General features: G+C 73.6%; 18 protein-coding genes. 7 read left to right on the top strand and 11 right to left on the bottom strand.

The genetic code is table 11. The annotated features are described in order from the left end of the window. Positions 1 to 54: 54 nt before the first annotated feature. Both O7546_RS04125 and O7546_RS04120 read left to right on the top strand, forming a co-directional pair. Positions 55 to 1089 (top strand): DNA polymerase ligase N-terminal domain-containing protein, encoded by a 1035-nt coding sequence (locus tag O7546_RS04125; RefSeq protein WP_281600497.1) that lies wholly within the window; start codon positions 55 to 57, stop codon positions 1087 to 1089. An 8-nt stretch (positions 1090 to 1097) separates the two neighbouring features. After that, a complete protein-coding gene (locus tag O7546_RS04120) occupies positions 1098 to 2279 on the top strand; it encodes a threonine synthase (RefSeq protein WP_194799534.1) in 1182 nt (393 codons plus the stop codon). Positions 2280 to 2315: 36 nt separating this feature from the next. Here the strand turns inward: O7546_RS04120 and O7546_RS04115 are convergent, their stop codons facing one another. Both O7546_RS04115 and O7546_RS04110 read right to left on the bottom strand, forming a co-directional pair. Next, the gene (locus O7546_RS04115) at positions 2316 to 2708 is read right to left on the bottom strand and encodes a cupin domain-containing protein (RefSeq protein ID WP_013284343.1); all 393 of its coding nucleotides are present in this window, start codon (positions 2706 to 2708) and stop codon (positions 2316 to 2318) included. A gap of 249 nt (positions 2709 to 2957) precedes the next feature. Next, on the bottom strand, positions 2958 to 3311 hold the full coding sequence (locus tag O7546_RS04110; RefSeq protein WP_281600496.1) for a hypothetical protein: 354 nt from the start codon (positions 3309 to 3311) through the stop codon (positions 2958 to 2960). 374 nt (positions 3312 to 3685) lie between these two features. Here O7546_RS04110 and O7546_RS04105 point away from each other — a divergent pair, with 374 nt between their 5' ends. After that, a complete protein-coding gene (locus O7546_RS04105) occupies positions 3686 to 4660 on the top strand; it encodes a hypothetical protein (RefSeq protein WP_281600495.1) in 975 nt (324 codons plus the stop codon). A 2-nt stretch (positions 4661 to 4662) separates the two neighbouring features. On the opposite strand, the gene O7546_RS04100 is transcribed toward O7546_RS04105, so the two are convergent. Further along, positions 4663 to 4944 carry an iron-sulfur cluster biosynthesis family protein gene (locus O7546_RS04100; RefSeq protein WP_047894073.1) on the bottom strand — a complete coding sequence of 94 codons (282 nt, stop codon included), beginning with the start codon at positions 4942 to 4944 and terminating at the stop codon, positions 4663 to 4665. 317 nt (positions 4945 to 5261) lie between these two features. Between O7546_RS04100 and dacB the strand changes: the two genes are divergently transcribed. After that, positions 5262 to 6845, top strand: coding sequence for a D-alanyl-D-alanine carboxypeptidase/D-alanyl-D-alanine-endopeptidase (gene dacB / locus O7546_RS04095; protein WP_281600494.1), 1584 nt, complete (start codon positions 5262 to 5264; stop codon positions 6843 to 6845). A 21-nt stretch (positions 6846 to 6866) separates the two neighbouring features. Here the strand turns inward: dacB and O7546_RS04090 are convergent, their stop codons facing one another. From O7546_RS04090 to O7546_RS04070, 5 genes are all read right to left on the bottom strand, one after another. Then, positions 6867 to 7178, bottom strand: a complete 312-nt coding sequence (locus tag O7546_RS04090) for a hypothetical protein (RefSeq protein ID WP_194799530.1) — start codon at positions 7176 to 7178, stop codon at positions 6867 to 6869. Between the two features lie 87 nt (positions 7179 to 7265). Next, positions 7266 to 8171 carry a hypothetical protein gene (locus O7546_RS04085; protein ID WP_269696219.1) on the bottom strand — a complete coding sequence of 302 codons (906 nt, stop codon included), beginning with the start codon at positions 8169 to 8171 and terminating at the stop codon, positions 7266 to 7268. A gap of 125 nt (positions 8172 to 8296) precedes the next feature. Further along, positions 8297 to 9205, bottom strand: a complete 909-nt coding sequence (locus tag O7546_RS04080) for a hypothetical protein (RefSeq protein ID WP_281600493.1) — start codon at positions 9203 to 9205, stop codon at positions 8297 to 8299. Positions 9206 to 10285: 1080 nt separating this feature from the next. Next, positions 10286 to 10738, bottom strand: a complete 453-nt coding sequence (locus O7546_RS04075; RefSeq protein WP_281600492.1) for a pyridoxamine 5'-phosphate oxidase family protein — start codon at positions 10736 to 10738, stop codon at positions 10286 to 10288. 44 nt (positions 10739 to 10782) lie between these two features. Continuing rightward, positions 10783 to 11376 (bottom strand): pentapeptide repeat-containing protein, encoded by a 594-nt coding sequence (locus O7546_RS04070; protein ID WP_194799527.1) that lies wholly within the window; start codon positions 11374 to 11376, stop codon positions 10783 to 10785. A gap of 57 nt (positions 11377 to 11433) precedes the next feature. On the opposite strand from O7546_RS04070, the gene O7546_RS04065 reads away from it, so the two are divergent. Both O7546_RS04065 and O7546_RS04060 read left to right on the top strand, forming a co-directional pair. Continuing rightward, complete coding sequence (locus O7546_RS04065; protein WP_194799526.1) at positions 11434 to 12666, top strand: serine hydrolase domain-containing protein; 1233 nt, start codon at positions 11434 to 11436, stop codon at positions 12664 to 12666. Between the two features lie 55 nt (positions 12667 to 12721). Further along, on the top strand, positions 12722 to 13363 hold the full coding sequence (locus O7546_RS04060; RefSeq protein WP_194799525.1) for an NAD(P)H-binding protein: 642 nt from the start codon (positions 12722 to 12724) through the stop codon (positions 13361 to 13363). Between the two features lie 16 nt (positions 13364 to 13379). On the opposite strand, the gene O7546_RS04055 is transcribed toward O7546_RS04060, so the two are convergent. Next, positions 13380 to 13844, bottom strand: coding sequence for a PPOX class F420-dependent oxidoreductase (locus O7546_RS04055; protein ID WP_030272926.1), 465 nt, complete (start codon positions 13842 to 13844; stop codon positions 13380 to 13382). A gap of 32 nt (positions 13845 to 13876) precedes the next feature. Continuing rightward, positions 13877 to 14518 (bottom strand): hypothetical protein, encoded by a 642-nt coding sequence (locus O7546_RS04050; protein ID WP_194799524.1) that lies wholly within the window; start codon positions 14516 to 14518, stop codon positions 13877 to 13879. Between the two features lie 257 nt (positions 14519 to 14775). Here O7546_RS04050 and O7546_RS04045 point away from each other — a divergent pair, with 257 nt between their 5' ends. After that, positions 14776 to 15555, top strand: a complete 780-nt coding sequence (locus tag O7546_RS04045) for a D-Ala-D-Ala carboxypeptidase family metallohydrolase (RefSeq protein ID WP_120571431.1) — start codon at positions 14776 to 14778, stop codon at positions 15553 to 15555. A gap of 182 nt (positions 15556 to 15737) precedes the next feature. On the opposite strand, the gene O7546_RS04040 is transcribed toward O7546_RS04045, so the two are convergent. After that, positions 15738 to 16256, bottom strand: a complete 519-nt coding sequence (locus O7546_RS04040; protein ID WP_281600491.1) for a hypothetical protein — start codon at positions 16254 to 16256, stop codon at positions 15738 to 15740. Positions 16257 to 16319 lie beyond the last annotated feature (63 nt).

Here is a 16319-nt window from a genome sequence, read left to right as displayed (position 1 = left end):
CGCACACACACCGGCATCCCGGCGCGTACGGCGGGTCTGGGGGAGGATGCGGGGATGGCGGACCGGCTGGAGGAGTACCGGCGGAAACGGGACGCCGCGCGTACCCCGGAACCGGTGCCCGAGCGGGCTGCCGGCCGGAAACGGTCCGCGCGGCGCGCCCCCCGCTTCGTCATCCAGCAGCACCACGCCCGGAGCCTGCACTGGGACCTGCGCCTGGAGCACGACGGCGTGCTCGCCTCCTGGGCGGTGCCGCGCGGCCTGCCGCGCGACCCGGGCCGCAACCACCTGGCGGTGCACACCGAGGACCACCCGATGGAGTACCTGACGTTCCACGGGGAGATCCCGGCCGGGGAGTACGGCGGCGGGTGGATGACAGTGCACGACACCGGCACCTACCGCGCGGAGAAGTGGCGCGACGACGAGGTGATCGTGGTGCTCGACGGCGAGCGCACGAAGGGCCGGTACGTCCTGTTCGCCACCGGCGGGCGGGGCCGGGACTGGATGATCAGGCGCACCGACCCGGCACCGGAGGGCTGGACGCCGATGCCCGAGCTGGTCCGCCCGATGCTCCCCGCCGAGGGCGGGCGGCTGCCGCGCGACGCCGCCGCCTGGGGGTACGAGCTGCGCTGGGCGGGCGTGCGCGCGATGGCGTACGTCTCGGGCGGCCGGCTGCGGCTGCTCGACGGCGACGACACCGACGTCAGCGGGTCGTACCCCTGGGCACGGGCGATGGCCGAGGCGCTGGCCCCGGCCGAGGCGGTGCTCGACGGCGTGCTGGTCCGGATCGACCCGGCCGGGCGGGTCCGTCCGCCGACCCGGCGCGACGGTCAGTTCCTCGCCGTCGACCTGCTCTGGCTGGAGGGCGTGTCCAGCCTCGACGTGCCGTACGCGCAACGCCGTGACCTGCTCGACGGCCTGGCGCTCACGGGTCCGCACTGGCAGACTCCGCCGTGGTTCCCGGGAGTCGGCGCGGACGCCCTACGGGCCGCCCGTGAGCAGGGGCTCCCGGGAGTGGTGGCGAAACGCCTCGACTCCCCGTACGAGCCGGGCCGGCGCAGCCGGCACTGGCTGAGCATCGACGCGAGCTGAGGACCACCGTGCACCTGACGCACCTGGAGTGCCCGCGCTGCGGCAGTGAACACCCGGCCGACGTGTTGCAGAACCTCTGCGGCTGCGGCTCGCCGCTGCTGGCCCGCTACGACCTCGCCGCGGTGGCCGCCACCGTCGCGCCGGAGCAGTTCGGGCTGCGCCCGGCCGACCTGTGGCGTTACCGGGAACTGCTGCCGGTGGCCGACCCCCGGTGCGTGACCACGCTGGGCGAGGGCTGGACGCCGATGTGGCGCGCGCCGGCGTACGGCCACGAGATCGGCATCGCGGATCTGATCGTCAAGGACGAGGGGCTGACGCCGACCGGTTCGTTCAAGGCGCGCGGCGCGTCGGTGGGCGTGAGCCGGGCCCGGGAGCTGGGCGTGCGGCGGATCGCCATGCCCACGAACGGCAACGCGGGAGCGGCCTGGGCCACGTACGCGGCGCGGGCCGGGATCGGCGCGACGATCGCCATGCCGCTGGCCGCGCCGACGATCTGCCGCGAGGAGTGCCTCGCCGCGGGCGCCGACCTGCGGCTGATCGACGGCCTGATAAACGACGCGGGCCGGGACGTCGCCGAGCTGATCGCCGGGTCGGACGGCGGGATCTTCGACGCCGGCACGCTGCGCGAGCCGTACCGCCTCGAAGGCAAGAAGACAATGGGGTACGAGATCGTCGAGCAGCTCGGCTGGCAGGTGCCCGACGTGATCGTCTATCCGACCGGCGGTGGCGTCGGGCTGATCGGCATCCACAAGGCGCTGCACGAGTTGCGCGAGCTGGGCTGGGTGGAGGACCGGCTGCCCCGGCTGGTCGCGGTGCAGTCCACCGGGTGCGCGCCGATCGTGCGGGCGTTCGCGGCCGGCGAGGAGCGCGTCACCCCGTGGGAGGACGCCCACACCGTCGCGTTCGGCATCACCGTACCCGCGCCGCTCGGCGACGAGCTGATCCTGTCCGCGCTGCGGGAGAGCGCCGGCACCGCGATCGCGGTGGACGACGCCGAGATCCTCACCGACCTGCGCGACTTCGCCGCCCGGGAGGGGCTGCTGCTCTGCCCGGAGGGCGCGGCCTGCCTGACCGCCGCCCGGCACCTGCGCGCGGGCGGGTGGATCCGGCCCGGTGAGCGCGTGGTGGTGCTGAACACCGGGGCCGGCGTCAAGTATCCGGGGCTGGTGCACAGCGGGGCGCCCGTCTGACAGGCGAGATCGTGGCGCCCCGCTCGAGACGTGCGGTCAGGAGGTGGGCGGCTCGTCCTCGCCCGCCTCCTCGGCGGCGTCCGCCTCCTCCTTCGTCTTGTGCACCGCGCCGTCGGCGTGCTCCGGCGGGCCGTAGACGGTGTAGAGCACCAGCGGGTTCGGCCCGGTGTTGACGAAGTTGTGCTTCGTGCCGGCCGGTACGACCACCAGGTCGCCGGAGACGACCTCCTTCTTCTCCCCGGCCACCCGCGCCTCGCCGGTGCCGCTGACGAACGTGAGGATCTGGTCGATGCCCTCGTGGACCTCCTCGCCGATCTCGCCGCCCGGCGGAATGGTCATGATGACCAGCTGGGTGTGCTCTCCGGTCCAGAGCACGCGGCGGAAGTCGGGACTCTTCTCGGCGACTGTCGCGATCGTGAAATGCTCCATGGCCCGCTCATACCCCGATCACGCGCCCGCCACGCCGGGAGTCGCAGATGGTGGAATTCCCCACGCCGATCCGGTTTGGATGCCCGGAGAAGGGGCATGTGCTGCCGACAAGACCGGTGCGGGCTGGACCGGTCGAGCCAGGTCCCCGCCGGCGTACCGCCGTACGGCTGCGGTGGTGGGAGACGGCCGGAGCGCGGCGACGTTACGACCGGAGGTCGTGCGGCGCCGTGCGCTCGTTCGCGGGTCCGGTCAGGCCAGCACGGCCAGGTGGAACGGGCGGTCCGCGTGCCCGCTCGCGCCGTGCGTCTCGACGAACACCGCGTTGGCGATGCCCGAGCGTGGCGCCACCGTGATGACGCCTTGCGGTACCAGCCCGTTCGCCGTCGCCGGGCCGACCGTCCCGACGTACGCCGCCCCGGCCACGTCCTGGTCGAACGCGACCTGGTACATCCCGGCGGCGAGCCGGGTGGCCGAGGTGGCGCCGAGGCCCCGGACGAGCCGCCCGTTGGCGTCGACAACGGCGAACAGCATGCGCGCGGTCGGCGGTAACCCGACCGGTGAACACGAGTTGATCTCGGTGTCGGCGCGCGCGGCATCCCGCATGCTCGGGATCGGCTGGCCGGTGGTTTCCCTCCTTGCCCTGCGGCTCGGCATGGTGATCCTCTCTCCCGCCGGTACGCCGGCAGGAGGCGTTCGTGCACTTCCGGGCGATCGTCGGCGGTCCCCCTCGGTGATTCCGACGCTATGTCGGCGAACCGCCCGGCAACCAGCCGGAGGACTGTCCGATCATTGACAGTGGACGGCTCTGAGCTGCGGAAACGTCGCCCTGACGATCGACTACGGGGTTCCCTCCACCGACCCCTGCGATGCCTGCTCCCGGAACCGGAGCCGACCGGAAACCATGACGCAGCGCAGTCGTCTGGCTACATTGAAGTATGGTGCCGCCGCTCCGAGGTCGACCTCCGGCCTACCGCCCGGTGCTTGCCGCGCGGCGCGGGGAACTGGAGGCGCTGACCCGGCTCGACGACGCCTCCGCCGCGCTGCTCGCACCGATCCTCGACGTTCCGGCCGACGCGCCGTCCATCGTGGATGCGCTGAATCGGCTGCCCGACGGCCTGCTGCCCGCCGTCGACGTGTCGGCGCTGCCGGACGGCGCGGACCACGATCCGGCCCGCTGGGGCGTACCGCTGGTGCCGGTCATCGGTCTCGCGGACAGTGACCGGCGGCTGGCCGCGCACGGCGCGGCGGCCCGGGCCTGGGCGCACCACGCGGTGGTCCGGTTGCGGGTCGGCCCGGACCGGGCCGGACCGGACGCCGCGACGGCGGCGGCGGAACGGGTGTGGCGGGTGACCGGGCTGCTGCCCGAGCAGTGCGATCTGCTGCTCGACGCGGGGGACGTGTGCTGCCAGGCCGACGTGCGGCTGGCCGAGCCACGGGTCCGGCGGGCGGCGCACTGGGCCCGGCGGCACGCCTGGCGCTCGGTCACGGTGGCCGCGGGCGGAATGCCTCCGTCGCTGTCCCGGCTGCCGGTGGACGAACCGGTGCGGCTGGACCGCTACGACTGGTCGCTCTGGCGGCGCCTGGCCGACCTGGGCCTCGGATACGGCGACTACGGCGTCTGCTGCGCGGTACGGGACGCGGACGAGCCGGGCGACCGGACCCCGACGCTGCGCTGGGCCGCCGACGACGCGTGGTGGGTGTACCGCTGGTCGCGGCGGGGCGGGCGGGGCGACGATCGCTTCGCCGACCTGTGCCGCACGCTCACCACCGCGCCGCACTGGTCACCGGCCGGGGCCGGCTTCTCCTGGGGCGACCACGAGATCGTCCGGCGGGCCCGGCGGGGCGCCGGCGCGGGCTCACCGGCCAACTGGATCGCGTGGAGCACCTCGCACCATCTGGCGCACGTGCTGGCCGCGCTGGTCCGGCCGGAACCGGACCAGCGGGCCGGCTGAGCTCACTCCTTCTCGGTGAACCCGAACTGGACCACGCCCTCCTCGTCGACGACCGCGTCCACAGACGTGTCGTTCAGCAGCTCGGCCGCGTCCGAGTCGAGGAAGATGCGCGCCCCCTCGGTGTCCACCACCTGGTCGCCCTGCACCGGCTGCGGCACCAGCTCGATCGAGAGCGAACCGGCGTCGGTGTCGGCGGCGATGCGCAGCCCGCCCGCGTCGGCGACGTCCTGCTGGGCGGCGAGGTCACGGATCACCAGGACGGCGTTGTCGGTCATGGTCAGCATGGCTGAACTCCTCATGGCTGGATGTCGGGTTTCGCGGGCGACACGGCCCACGCGGTCGGCTCGCGACCCGGAAGCGGGCGAGACACGGCCCCGCCGCGCTGGAAGCAGGGCGGTTCCCCGGCCCTCACCCCCACCGTGCCCGCTGCCAGGTCATCCGTCAAACGGAACCCGGCGATCGGCCGCTCCCCGGTGAACAGGTGTTTTCCCCGGTCCGTACCGGGAACACCGAGGGGTTTGCGGTGCCGGCGTCGGCAGCCGCAAATAACCTTTCGCTCCGGAGCCTTTCCCGCAGGAAATCTCCGTGGCAGCATCCTTCCATGCATCGACGCCTATTCCCCCGGGCGCTCGCGGTGCTGGCGCTGGTCGCCACCGCGGCCGCCGCCGGCACCACCACCGCCACCGCCGAAGCGCCCACCCCCGCGCAGACCCGGCTGAACGCCACAATCGACGCGGTCCTCGCCGACAGCCGGCTCGACGGGGCGCAGGCGGGCGTGGTGGTCGTCGACACCACCACCGGCCGTACGCTCTACGACCGCAACGGCACCCGGCGGCTCATCCCCGCCTCCAACACCAAGCTGCTCACCTCGGCGGCGGCGATGGAACTCCTCGGCCCGGGTCACCGCTTCACCACCGAGGTCAGCGCCGACGGGACGCGCCGCGCCGGGATGCTCTCCGGTGACCTCTACCTGCGTGGCGGCGGCGACCCCACCATCCTCGCCGCCGACTACGACCGCCTCGCGCAGCAGGTCGCCGCGGCGGGTGTACGCGTGGTCGCGGGCGATCTGGTCGCCGACGACACCCGCTACGACAGGGGCCGGCTCGGTCCGGACTGGACCTGGGACGACGAGCCCTACTACTACGCCGCGCAGGTGTCCGCGCTGACGGTCGCCCCGGACACCGATTACGACGCGGGCACCGTGATCGTGCACGCCACCCCCGGCACACGGGCCGGCGCACGGCCGAAGATCTCCATGACCCCGGACAACGGCTGGCTGCGGATCGACATCCGGGCCGAGACGGTCGCCGACGGCGAGACCACCATCTCCTTCGAACGTGAGCACGGCGGCAACACGGTGGTGGTGACCGGCCAGATCGCGGTCGGCCAGGCCGCCGAGAGCGACTGGGTGACCGTGTGGGAACCGACCGGGTACGCCGCCGACGTGTTCCGCTCCGCGCTGCGGCGGCACGGCGTACGGGTGCTCGGCCGGACCGTGCTCGGCACCGCCACCCCGGACACGGCCAAGCCGCTCGCCCGGCACGACTCGATGCCGCTGGCCGACCTGATGGTGCCGTTCCTCAAGCTCTCCAACAACGGTCACGCCGAGGTGCTCACCAAGGAACTGGGCCGACAGCTGTCCGGGGCCGGCACCTGGGCCGCCGGGCTGTCCGCGATCAGCGGGTACGTGGGTGACGCCGGAGTGGACACCGGCACGCTGCGCCAGCGCGACGGGTCCGGCCTGTCCCGGCGCAATCTCGTCCCGCCGGCCCAGTTCGTCACGCTGCTCTCGGCGGTCCGCGCCGAACCGTGGTTCGACACCTGGTACGCCGCGCTGCCGGTGGCCGGCAACCCGGACCGGTTCGTGGGCGGGACGCTGCGCAGCCGGATGGGCGGCACCGCCGCCGCGAACAACGTGCACGCCAAGACCGGCAGCCTGACCGGCGCGTCGGCGCTCTCCGGCTACGTCACCGACGCCGACGGACGGCTGCTCGCGTTCTCGATCGTGCTGAACAACTACCTCACCTCGTCGGTGAAGGGGCTGGAGGACCAGATCGCCATCGCGCTCGCCTCGTACACCGAGAAGGAGACGGCGACCGCTCGGCGGGCCGTGCCGGTCGCGCCGGAGTCGCCGCGCGTACCGGAGGGGCGAGAGTGCTCCTGGGTGAAGCCCGCGCTCTGCTGACCGGCCCGGCCGCCCCGGTGCTCAGGCGCCGGGGCGGTACGGACGCGGGTCGGCGGCGGGGTCGCCGCGCTCGACCAGCGCGTCGATCTCCGCCGACGGCAGTCCGCGCAGGGTGAGCACCCGGCGGCCCCACACGTGCAGGCGGCACGGGTGCGGGCTGGCGTCGTTGCGGCAGATGGTCCCGCCCGACCAGGCCCGCGGAGCGTGCACCACCACCGCCCGCACCGCGAACTGGACGTCCTCGACCGTCACGTACGGCGGCATCGGGATCTCGCGCAGCACGTCACAGTCGGTGCGCGGGCGGGCGGGGACGACGGGGGCAGGGCCGGTCATCGGTCGGGCCTCCACAGAGGATGGTCGGACGGGACAACGGAAACGTACGACGCCCGGCCGGGTACGCGACGGACAAACTGTCCCCGCTCAGCGCAGCGCCACCGCCTGCAGGCTGACGTTGCCGCAGTCGCCCAGCGACTCCTCCACCGTCCAGCTCATCAGCAGCCGCGCGCCACGCGAGGCACGGAACTTGATCGTGAACTCGGCGGTGAGCGCCGTGTGCGGATCCTCCATCCGGAGCGTGGTCACCGGGCCGCCGCTGGAGACGCGCACGTCGAGGCGGCCCCGGGCCATCCAGAGTCCGGCGTACAGACGCACCGTGCGCTGCTGCCCGTCAGCGGCCACCGACAGGTTGAACCCGCTGCCCCGATGGCAGGTGTAGAGGCCGGACATGGTGCCGCTCGCCGACGCGACCGGGTTGCCGTCACGCCACGCGTACGCCTCGGGGTTGTTGCTGAAGCTCTCCCGCCGCCCCCGGCCGCCCTCGTCGCGGATCTCGCCGGAGCCACCGCGCTTGCGGACCGTCCGGTCGGCGCCGGTGAGCCCCCAGTGGACCCAGTCGGTGGGCCCGGCGGCGGTGAGGTCGACGGTGGCGGGAACCTCGGCGCGGGTCACGGTGACGGTCGGCGGGAGCGCGGGCGTCGGTGACGGTGACTGCGTGGACGGCGACGGGCTCGGCGACGGCGGCCGCTGCCGGGGACGCAAGCCCGGGTTGACCACCGTGTCGTCGGCCTCGTTCGGCAGCCCGACCCGCCCGGGCGGTGCCACCGGCACTCCGGCGTGCTCCTCGCGCGGCGCGTCGTGCCGTTCGACGCCCAGGTAGACGGCCAGCGCCGCCAGGCAGAGTAGGGCGGCCAGCCCTTCGAGCATCAGCCGACGCCGGCGGCGCAGCCGGCGCAACGCGGACCGGGTACGCGGCAGGCCGTGCCGGTGTGAGCCGGGGCCGGTACGCGGACGGTCCTCCTGGCCCACCACACCCTCCACTTCGGTCACGACACCGCCGGATACGACAGGTGTGCGACGGGCTTCACGGTGTCACCGCATGGCCCTTTGCGCCATATGTCGAGTGACGGGCGTTTCCAGTTCGTTACCTGGCGACCGCTCGCCGGACCGGCCGCTCAGCCTACCGTGATCGCCTGCAGCGCCACCCCGTCGTTCTGGCCGCCGGTCACGGTCAGGGCCCGCCACCTGATCAGCAGCCGCTCCCCCGGGGCCGCCCGGAAGCGGATGACGTACTGGTAGAAGCGGTCGCCCGCGGCGAGGGCGACCTCGCGGACGGCGGGGTCGCCCCCACTGGACAGCGACAGGTCGAGCCGCGCACCGGCCGAGAAGGTGCCGACGAACAGCCGGACCGTACGCAGATCCCCGCTCCCGGTCACGCCGAGCGTGAAGCTCTTCCCGGCGCCGCGCTGGAAGACACCCGCCCGGGTGCCCTCCTGACGCGCCGTCGGCGTGCCGTCGGTCCACTGCAGGTCACAGGCGCCCGCGTTGTGCTCCAGCCGCTCGCCACCCGGGTCCTGGATCTCGCCGCTGCCGCCCGCCTTGCGGTGGAAGCTGTCCGCGCCGGTACCGCCCCAGTGCCGCCAGTCCCGCGTACCGAGGTCGGTGAGCGACAACGACCCCGGCAGCGGTGCCAGGTCCACGTCGAGCAGCGGCCCGCCGGGCGAGACCGGGTCGCCGGTGACCGGCGCGACCGGCGCCCGATCGCCGGGTGCCTGCACAGTCGGTGCCGCCACCGGCGCGGTCTCCCGCGGGGGTGACGCGGGCGACCGGACCGCGTACGCCAGCGCCGTCACCAGCCCGGTCACGGCCACCGCTGCCAACACGGCGCGCCGGCGTCGACGCCGGGCCCGGGCCGCCGCGACCCGGGTGACCGGGGCATCGACCGAGGGCCGGGCCGGGTCGGGCGTCCGACTCAGCCCGGTCCGCGCCGCGTCGCGCAGCCGGACGCTGATCCCGCCGGTCAGGTCGGCGAGGCGCGCCGTCAGACTCTCCGAGGCGGAGTGCCGGCCCGGCCGCGCTTCCACCTCGGCCGGGCCGTGGGCGGCGTCTGCCGGATCGTGGGTGATGCCTGCCGGGCCTGCCGGGCCAGGCGCGGCCGCTGGCGACCTCGCCGGGCCGTGGGCGGGTCCTGCCGGGCCGGCCGGATCGTGGGTAGTGGTGCCCGGCCGGATCGGCGGCGAACCGGACAGGTGCAGTCCGATCGGCGCCGGCCCGACCAGCGGAAGCCGGCCGCCGGGCGGATTCGGACGCGACTCGGGGCCGGCCGGCGCAGCCGCTCCGGAGATGAGTGGTCCCGGGCCGATCGAACCCGGACCGATCGGTCCCGAAGCTTGCACACCCGGGCTCAGCCGACCCGGAGCTTGCACACCCGGCGCGATCGGACCCGAAGCCAGCGGGCCCGGGGTGAGCGGGCCCGGGGTGAGCGGGGGCGGCGCCGGCAGGCTGGGTGCGGGCATGTCGGTCGGGAGCGGACCGGCGGCCGGAAGGTCGGAAGCCGGCGGGCCGGCGGCGCGCGGAGGCGGCCAGACAGCGGTACCGGGCGGATCCAGGTCGAGCGGCGGCACCGGATCGTCCGCGTCGGAGGGTGAGCGCTCGACGTCCGGGGGCATCACCGGCCGGGATGCGCCGGGGTCGGTGTCCCCGGGCAGGCGGCGTGGACCGGTAGGGCGCTCGGGCGCGTCCGTCGATTCGTCCGGCGTGGGCAGCCAACCCCCGACTCGGATTCCGGTCCGCGCGATGTCGTCCTCAGCCACCGACCCTCCTCGGCCACCGGCGGCGAGCGGCCCGGCCCCGTGGCTCGCCGTAGGGAGGATGACACAGAACGCGATCTTGGAGAAGGTCATCGGCCCCCGCAATTCCCACGCACCACCCCCCGCCAGCCCCTCCCGCGGACAAGATCTTGGAAGAATATGGCCCCCATAGGGGCCATTTCCTACCAAGATCTCCCCCGGCCCGACGCGGCAGACGCACCCGCCCTCGCAAACCCCGTTGATCATGATGTTGGCGGGGACATTTCGGGCACGGAGTGCCGTCAACTTCATGATCGACGGGAGCAGGCGCGGGCGGGCGACGGGAGCAGGCGCGGGCGGGCGGCGGGCGGCGGGTCAGTGGCGGGTTCGGTGTTGGCGGCCTCGGGTGGGGTGCCAGCTCTCGATCACGAGGTGGTCGGGTGGGTCGCCGACCCGGGTGAGCACCACCTCGGTCAGCTCGATCCGGAAGCGGTGCGAGCCGTCCTCGGCGGGCGGCTCCTCGTGCGCCCGGCCGGCGATCTTCGCGTCCCCGTCCCAGGCGGACGGGTCGTCCGGCGGGGTGTCCTCGGTCGGGCTGTGCAGCGCCACTCGAGAGTCACGCAGCAGGTCACGCGCCTTGAGCGCGCCGGCCATGCTGCCCAGCCGCAGCTGTCCGTCGTCGCCGAAGTCGAACTCGGTGCCGCTGATCCGCGGGGAGCCGTCCCGCCGCAGTGTCGCCATCGTGCCGTGTTTGCGGACCGCGAAGCGGGCGCGCACCCGCGCCGCGAACTCGGGCTCCGCCGTCACCAGATCGGACCACCATGTCATGTGCCCGAGTGTGTCCGGAAAACCTGACAACCCGCGGCGCCTTTTCAGCCCACCTGGAAACCGAGCACCTGGGCCAGCATCACCGCCTGCTCGGCGTCGATCCGGGCGCCGGAACGCTGCACCGCCGTCGGATCGAGCGCGGACAGGTCGCTGCCGCGCAGGTCGGCCCGGATCAGCTTGGCGGCGTGCAGCTGGGCGCCGGAGAGGTCCACGCCGGTCAGCGTCGCGCCGGTGAGGTCGGCGCCGGTCAGGTCGACCTCCCGCATCCGTACGTCGGTGATCCGCGCCCCGCGCAGGTCGGCCCCGGCGAGCGTGACGAAGGACCAGTCGCCCCGGTCGACGCGCAGCGGGCGCATGTCGCAGCGGTCGAACGTGCTGCCGACCAGCTTGCAGCCGGTGAACTCGGCCTCGAAGAGGTTGCATTTGCTGAACGAGCACCTGGTGAACGCCGAGTCGGTGTGCCGGGAGGCGTTGAACGCCACGTTGCCGAACACGCAGTCGGTGAAGACCGCGCCGCGGCTGACCGCCTCGGTCAGGTCGACGTGGAAGAACTCGCACCGCACGAAGTGCCGGTCGGCCAGCTCCTCGGCGTACCAGTCCTGCTGGCGGTAGGTGACGTCCTCGACCGGCTCGGGCATGCCACCGACCCTAGTGACACTTCCCGGCCGCGGGTACCGGCGGGTAGGTTCGCGGTCGTGAGTGTCACGGTGAGCACCGACCCCGGCCACGTCGGCTTCGATCCCGCCCGGCTGGCGCGGATCGACGATCACTTCGCCCGGTACGTCGACGACGGCCGGCTCGCCGGCTGGCAGATCGTCGTCAGCCGGCGGGGCGAGATCGCCCACTCCTCGACGTACGGGCTGCGGGACCGGGAGGCCGGTACGCCGGTCGAGCCGGACACGCTCTGGCGCATCTACTCGATGACCAAGCCGATCACCTCGGTCGCCGCGATGATGCTCTGGGAGGAGGGCCGGTTCGAGCTGAACGACCCGGTCAGCCGCTGGCTGCCGGAGTTCGCCGACGTGCGCGTCTACGACCGGGGTTCGGTGCTCAAGCCGTACACCGTGCCGGCGGTCGAGCCGATCCGGATCTGGCACCTGCTCACCCACACGGCCGGCCTGACGTACGGCTTCGCCCAGGTCTCGGTGGTCGACGGCCTGTACCGGGCGGCGGGCTTCGACCTGGGCGTGCCGGCGGGCGCGGACCTGGCGGCGGCCTCGGCCGGGCTGGCCCGGCTGCCGCTGCTGTTCCAGCCGGGCACGAGCTGGAACTACGGCGTCTCCACCGACGTGCTGGGCCGCCTGGTCGAGGTGATCTCCGGGCAGTCGCTGGACGCGTTCTTCGCCGAGCGGATCCTGGGTCCGCTGGGCATGACGGACACCCGCTGGTGGGTGGACGCGGCGGACGCGAAGCGCCTGGCCGCGCTCTACGCCCCGCACCCGGCGACCGGGCAGGCGGTACGCGCCGACGGGGTGGGCCGGGCCGCGCTGGCGGAGCCGACCTGGCACTCCGGCGGCGGCGGGCTGGTCTCCACGGCGGCCGACTACCACCGGTTCACCCAGTTCCTGCTGCGCGGCGGCGAGCTGGACGGCGTGCGCCTGCTCGGGCCGCGGACGGTGCGCTTCATGACCCGCAACCATCTGCCGGGCAACCGGGACCTGGCGTCGTTCTCGCCGGAGGGCTTCGCCGAGACGATCCTCGACGGGATCGGCTTCGGGCTGGGCTTCGCGGTGGTGCTGGACCCGGTGCCGTCGCGGGTGCCGAGCAGCGTCGGCGAGTTCTACTGGGGCGGACTGGCCAGCACCGCGTTCTGGGTGGACCCGGTCGAGGAGGTCACCGCGTTGCTGTTCACCCAGCTGATGCCGTCGAGCACGTACCCGCTGCGCAGCCAGTTGCGCCAGCTCGTCTACTCGGCGATCGTCGACTGAGCCGGTTCGGCGGAACGTCCCGCCGTCCCCCGGTGGGCTGCCTAGCCTGTGAGGCATGAGCGACATCGTCGTGTTCGGCGCCGGCGGGACGGCAGGTTCGCGGATCGCGGCCGAGGCGGTCGAGCGGGGGCACCGGGTGACAGCGGCGGTGCGGCGTCCGGAGGCGGTCGGCTATCTACCCCCCGGCGTACGCACGGTGACCGGCGACGCCACCTCGGCGCGGAGCGTACGCGAACTGGCCGAGGATGCGGACGTGCTGGTGGTGGCCATCGGCGGTGGCGAGCGGGAGCTGTGGCGCGACGCCGCGCGGACGCTGGTCGACACGTTGCGTGAGTTGCCGGACCCACCGCGGGTGATCCACGTCGGCGGCGGCTCGACGCTGCTCACGCCGAAGGGCACCCGTTACCTGGACGAGCCGGACTTCCCGGAGGAGTACCGGGACTCGGCGCACGGCCAGGCCGACGCGCTGGAGTTCTACCGCACCAGCGCGGACGGGGTGACCTGGACGTACGTCTCGCCGCCGCCGCTGGAGTTCCACCCGGGTGAGCGGACCGGGCACTACCGCACCGGCACCGACCACCCGGTGACCGACGCGCAGGGCCGTTCGGTGCTCACCTACGAGGATCTGGCGGTGGCGATCGTCGACGAGATCGAGGATCCCCGGTTCGGCAACGCCCGGTTCACCGTCGCGTACTGACCCGGCGCGTACCGGTTCAGTCGGCCAGCCGGGCCGGGAAGCCGCCGGTGGCGATCGGACCCCACGACTCGATCGTGACGCGGATCAGCGACTTGCCCTGCGCGACCATCGCCGACCGGTACTCGTCCCAGTCGGGGTGCTCGCCGGAGATGCTGCGGAAGTATTCGACCAACGGCTCCAGCGCCTCGGGCAGGTCGAGCACCTCGGCCACGCCGTCGACCTGCACCCACGGGCCGTTCCAGTCGTCGGAGAGCACGCACGCGGAGACGCGCGGGTCGCGGCGGATGTTGGCGACCTTGGCGCGCTCGGGATAGGTGGAGATCACCAGACGGCCCTCGGCGTCCACGCCGCAGGCCACCGGGGAGGACTGCGGACGACCGTCGGAGCGGGTGGTCATCAGCACGACGTGGTGGCGGGGGCGGAGGAACTCGATCAGGGCGTCCCGGTCGACCCGGGTGTTCTTCGCGATGCTGCGTGCCATGCCCTCGGTTCTACCAGGCACGCCCGTCGTTCTCAGCGTGGACGCCCTGCGGACCGCTGCGCCGGGACCTGCTCCGGCACGCGCGGGCGCGCCGAGGGCCGCCAGGCGCGGCCGTTGGCATAGATGACCCGGAAACCGAGGTACGCGGCGAGCGGTGCCCAGTGCGCCGAGCGCATCCGCACCTCGGCGGCGTTGTGCCGCTGACCGTTGGCGAGCACGTCGAGCAGCACCGTCTCGAAGGCGGCCGACTCGACCCAGTCCACCTCGCGGGTGAAGCCGCAGATCAGGGCCGCGCCGGTGACGTCGAGGAACTCGCGTAGCGTGGCGTCGGAGGCACGCAGCACCGAGCAGCTGCCGAAGTAGAGGCGGCGGCCCTCGCAGCGGCCGGCCATCCGCTCGGCCACGTCCGACAGCTCGACCGAGTCCCAGTCGGTGAGGCAGAGCCGGCTCGGCTCGCCGTGCATGGCGAAGAAGCCCACCCGGTGGTCCGCGTACTGCTTGAGCAGCCACCTGTCGACGAAGTAGAACAGCTCGTCACGGGTGGCCGCGTCCTTGTGGATGTAGCGGATGCGGCCGAGTCGTTCGAGCAGGTCGAGCGTGGGCAGGACGGATCCTCGTTCGTTGAGGTCGCGGTGCCACTGCCCCTCGACGCAGAACACGCCGCCACGCGCCAACGCCCACCTCCCCGCCCGTCGAGGTCGCCGCCCGGGTCCGGGAGCAGACGTTACCGCTCACCTCCGACGGGCGACACCCGGCGGCGCGTACGCAAACAGGCAGTATTCACAGCTGATACCCAGCAAACGACCGATGTAAGAACAATTTCGGCTAATCACCACGAAGAATCCTCGCACCTGTCACGGTGAGAGAGACGGGACGTACCGGTCGATGTGCCCGTCGGATCCCAGTTCCGCTCTGACATCGGGAGGACTCTGTGCGCGTCAACACCCTGAAGCGGGCGGCGGTCGCGTTCGCGCTGGCCCTGCCCGGCGCCGCCGTGGCGACAGTCGTGGCCGCGCCACCGGCGCACGCCGACGGCTGCTACACCTGGAAGCGGACGCTGTCCCAGGGAAGCTCCGGCGCCGAGGTCCGGCAGCTCCAGATCCGGGTGGCCGGCTGGGCCGCGTACGGCGGCATCGTCCGGGTCGACGGTGTGTACGGCCCGGAGACGGCCGCCGCGGTCAAGCGCTTCCAGGCCGCGTACGGGCTGCGCGCCGACGGCGTGGCCGGACCGCAGACGTTCGCCAAGATCTACGACCTGCAGAAGGACAGCGACTGCACGCCGAAGCACTTCAGCTACGCCGAGCTGGACAACGGCTGCGGCAAGGGCGGGTGGGCCGGGGGTCCGCTCTCCTCGTCGGCCACCCGGGAGAACGCGCTGCGCACCATGTGGAAGCTGGAGGCGCTGCGGCGCAGCCTCGGCGACAAGCCGCTCTACGTGACCAGCGGGTTCCGCAGCATCGCCTGCAACCGGCAGGTCGGCGGCGCCGCGGACAGCCAGCACCTCTACGGCAACGCGGCCGACCTGATCGCCAAGCACCGCAGCCTCTGCGACATCGCCCGATCCGCCCGCGACCAGGGCTTCAGCGGCATCTACGGGCCCGGCTACCCGGACCACGACGACCACACGCACGTGGACTCGCGGCGGGAGAACAACCGGGACAAGGCGCCGAACACCAGGGACTGGTCCGCCCCGGACTGCGGCGTCAAGTGACACGGTGACGGCGGCCCGGCACGGGGGTGGGGGCTCCCCGGCCGGGCCGCCGCCGGCATGCTCCGGCACGACCGACGCCGCTCCGCGACGGGGCGTCGACGCGACCGGAACCGGGCGCCGGGCGTCAGCTCACCCGGGCCGGCGGGCCCGGGGGCGGTCGGCCCGGAACCGGGCGGCGGGAGTCAGCTCGCCCGGGGCCAGCGGGGCCGGGCGGCGGGAGCCGGCCGCCCGGCGACAGGGCGCAGACCGGGCCGCACCGGCGGCGTCGCGACCCGCGGGACCGGACCGCGCGCCGCCTGGGCCGCGGCGGCGGGACGGGCGGCCTGACCGGGTACGCCCGGCCGACCCGCCTGACCGGCCGGACGGGCGACCTGACCGGCGGCCGGACGGGCGCCGGACGGGCCGGTCAGCACGAACGGGAAGGGCACGTGCACGAACGGGTTGCCGTGCCGGATCAGCGCGTCGATCTGACGGTCGTTGAGACCGTGTGTCTCCAGCACCCGCCGGCCCCAGCGATGCAACCGGCAGGGGAACGACGACCCGTCGTTGCGGCACTTCGGCCCCGCGGGCCACTCCTCGGCGGCGTGCACCACCACCGCCCGGACCGCGAGGCGGACGTCCTCGGGGGTCAACGGCGCCGGTACCGGCACCTCGCCCAGGATCTGGTCGATGGGGTCCGTCGACTGCTCACCAACTCGCACGGCAGGCCTCCCGCAGCTCGGCAGCGGTACGGCGGAACGGCCGCACCACATCCTCGACCACTG

Origin of the sequence: Micromonospora sp. WMMA1976 (assembly GCF_027497335.1) — a bacterium.
Taxonomy (GTDB): domain Bacteria; phylum Actinomycetota; class Actinomycetes; order Mycobacteriales; family Micromonosporaceae; genus Micromonospora; species Micromonospora aurantiaca.
This window is presented reverse-complemented; position numbering and strand designations above follow the sequence as displayed.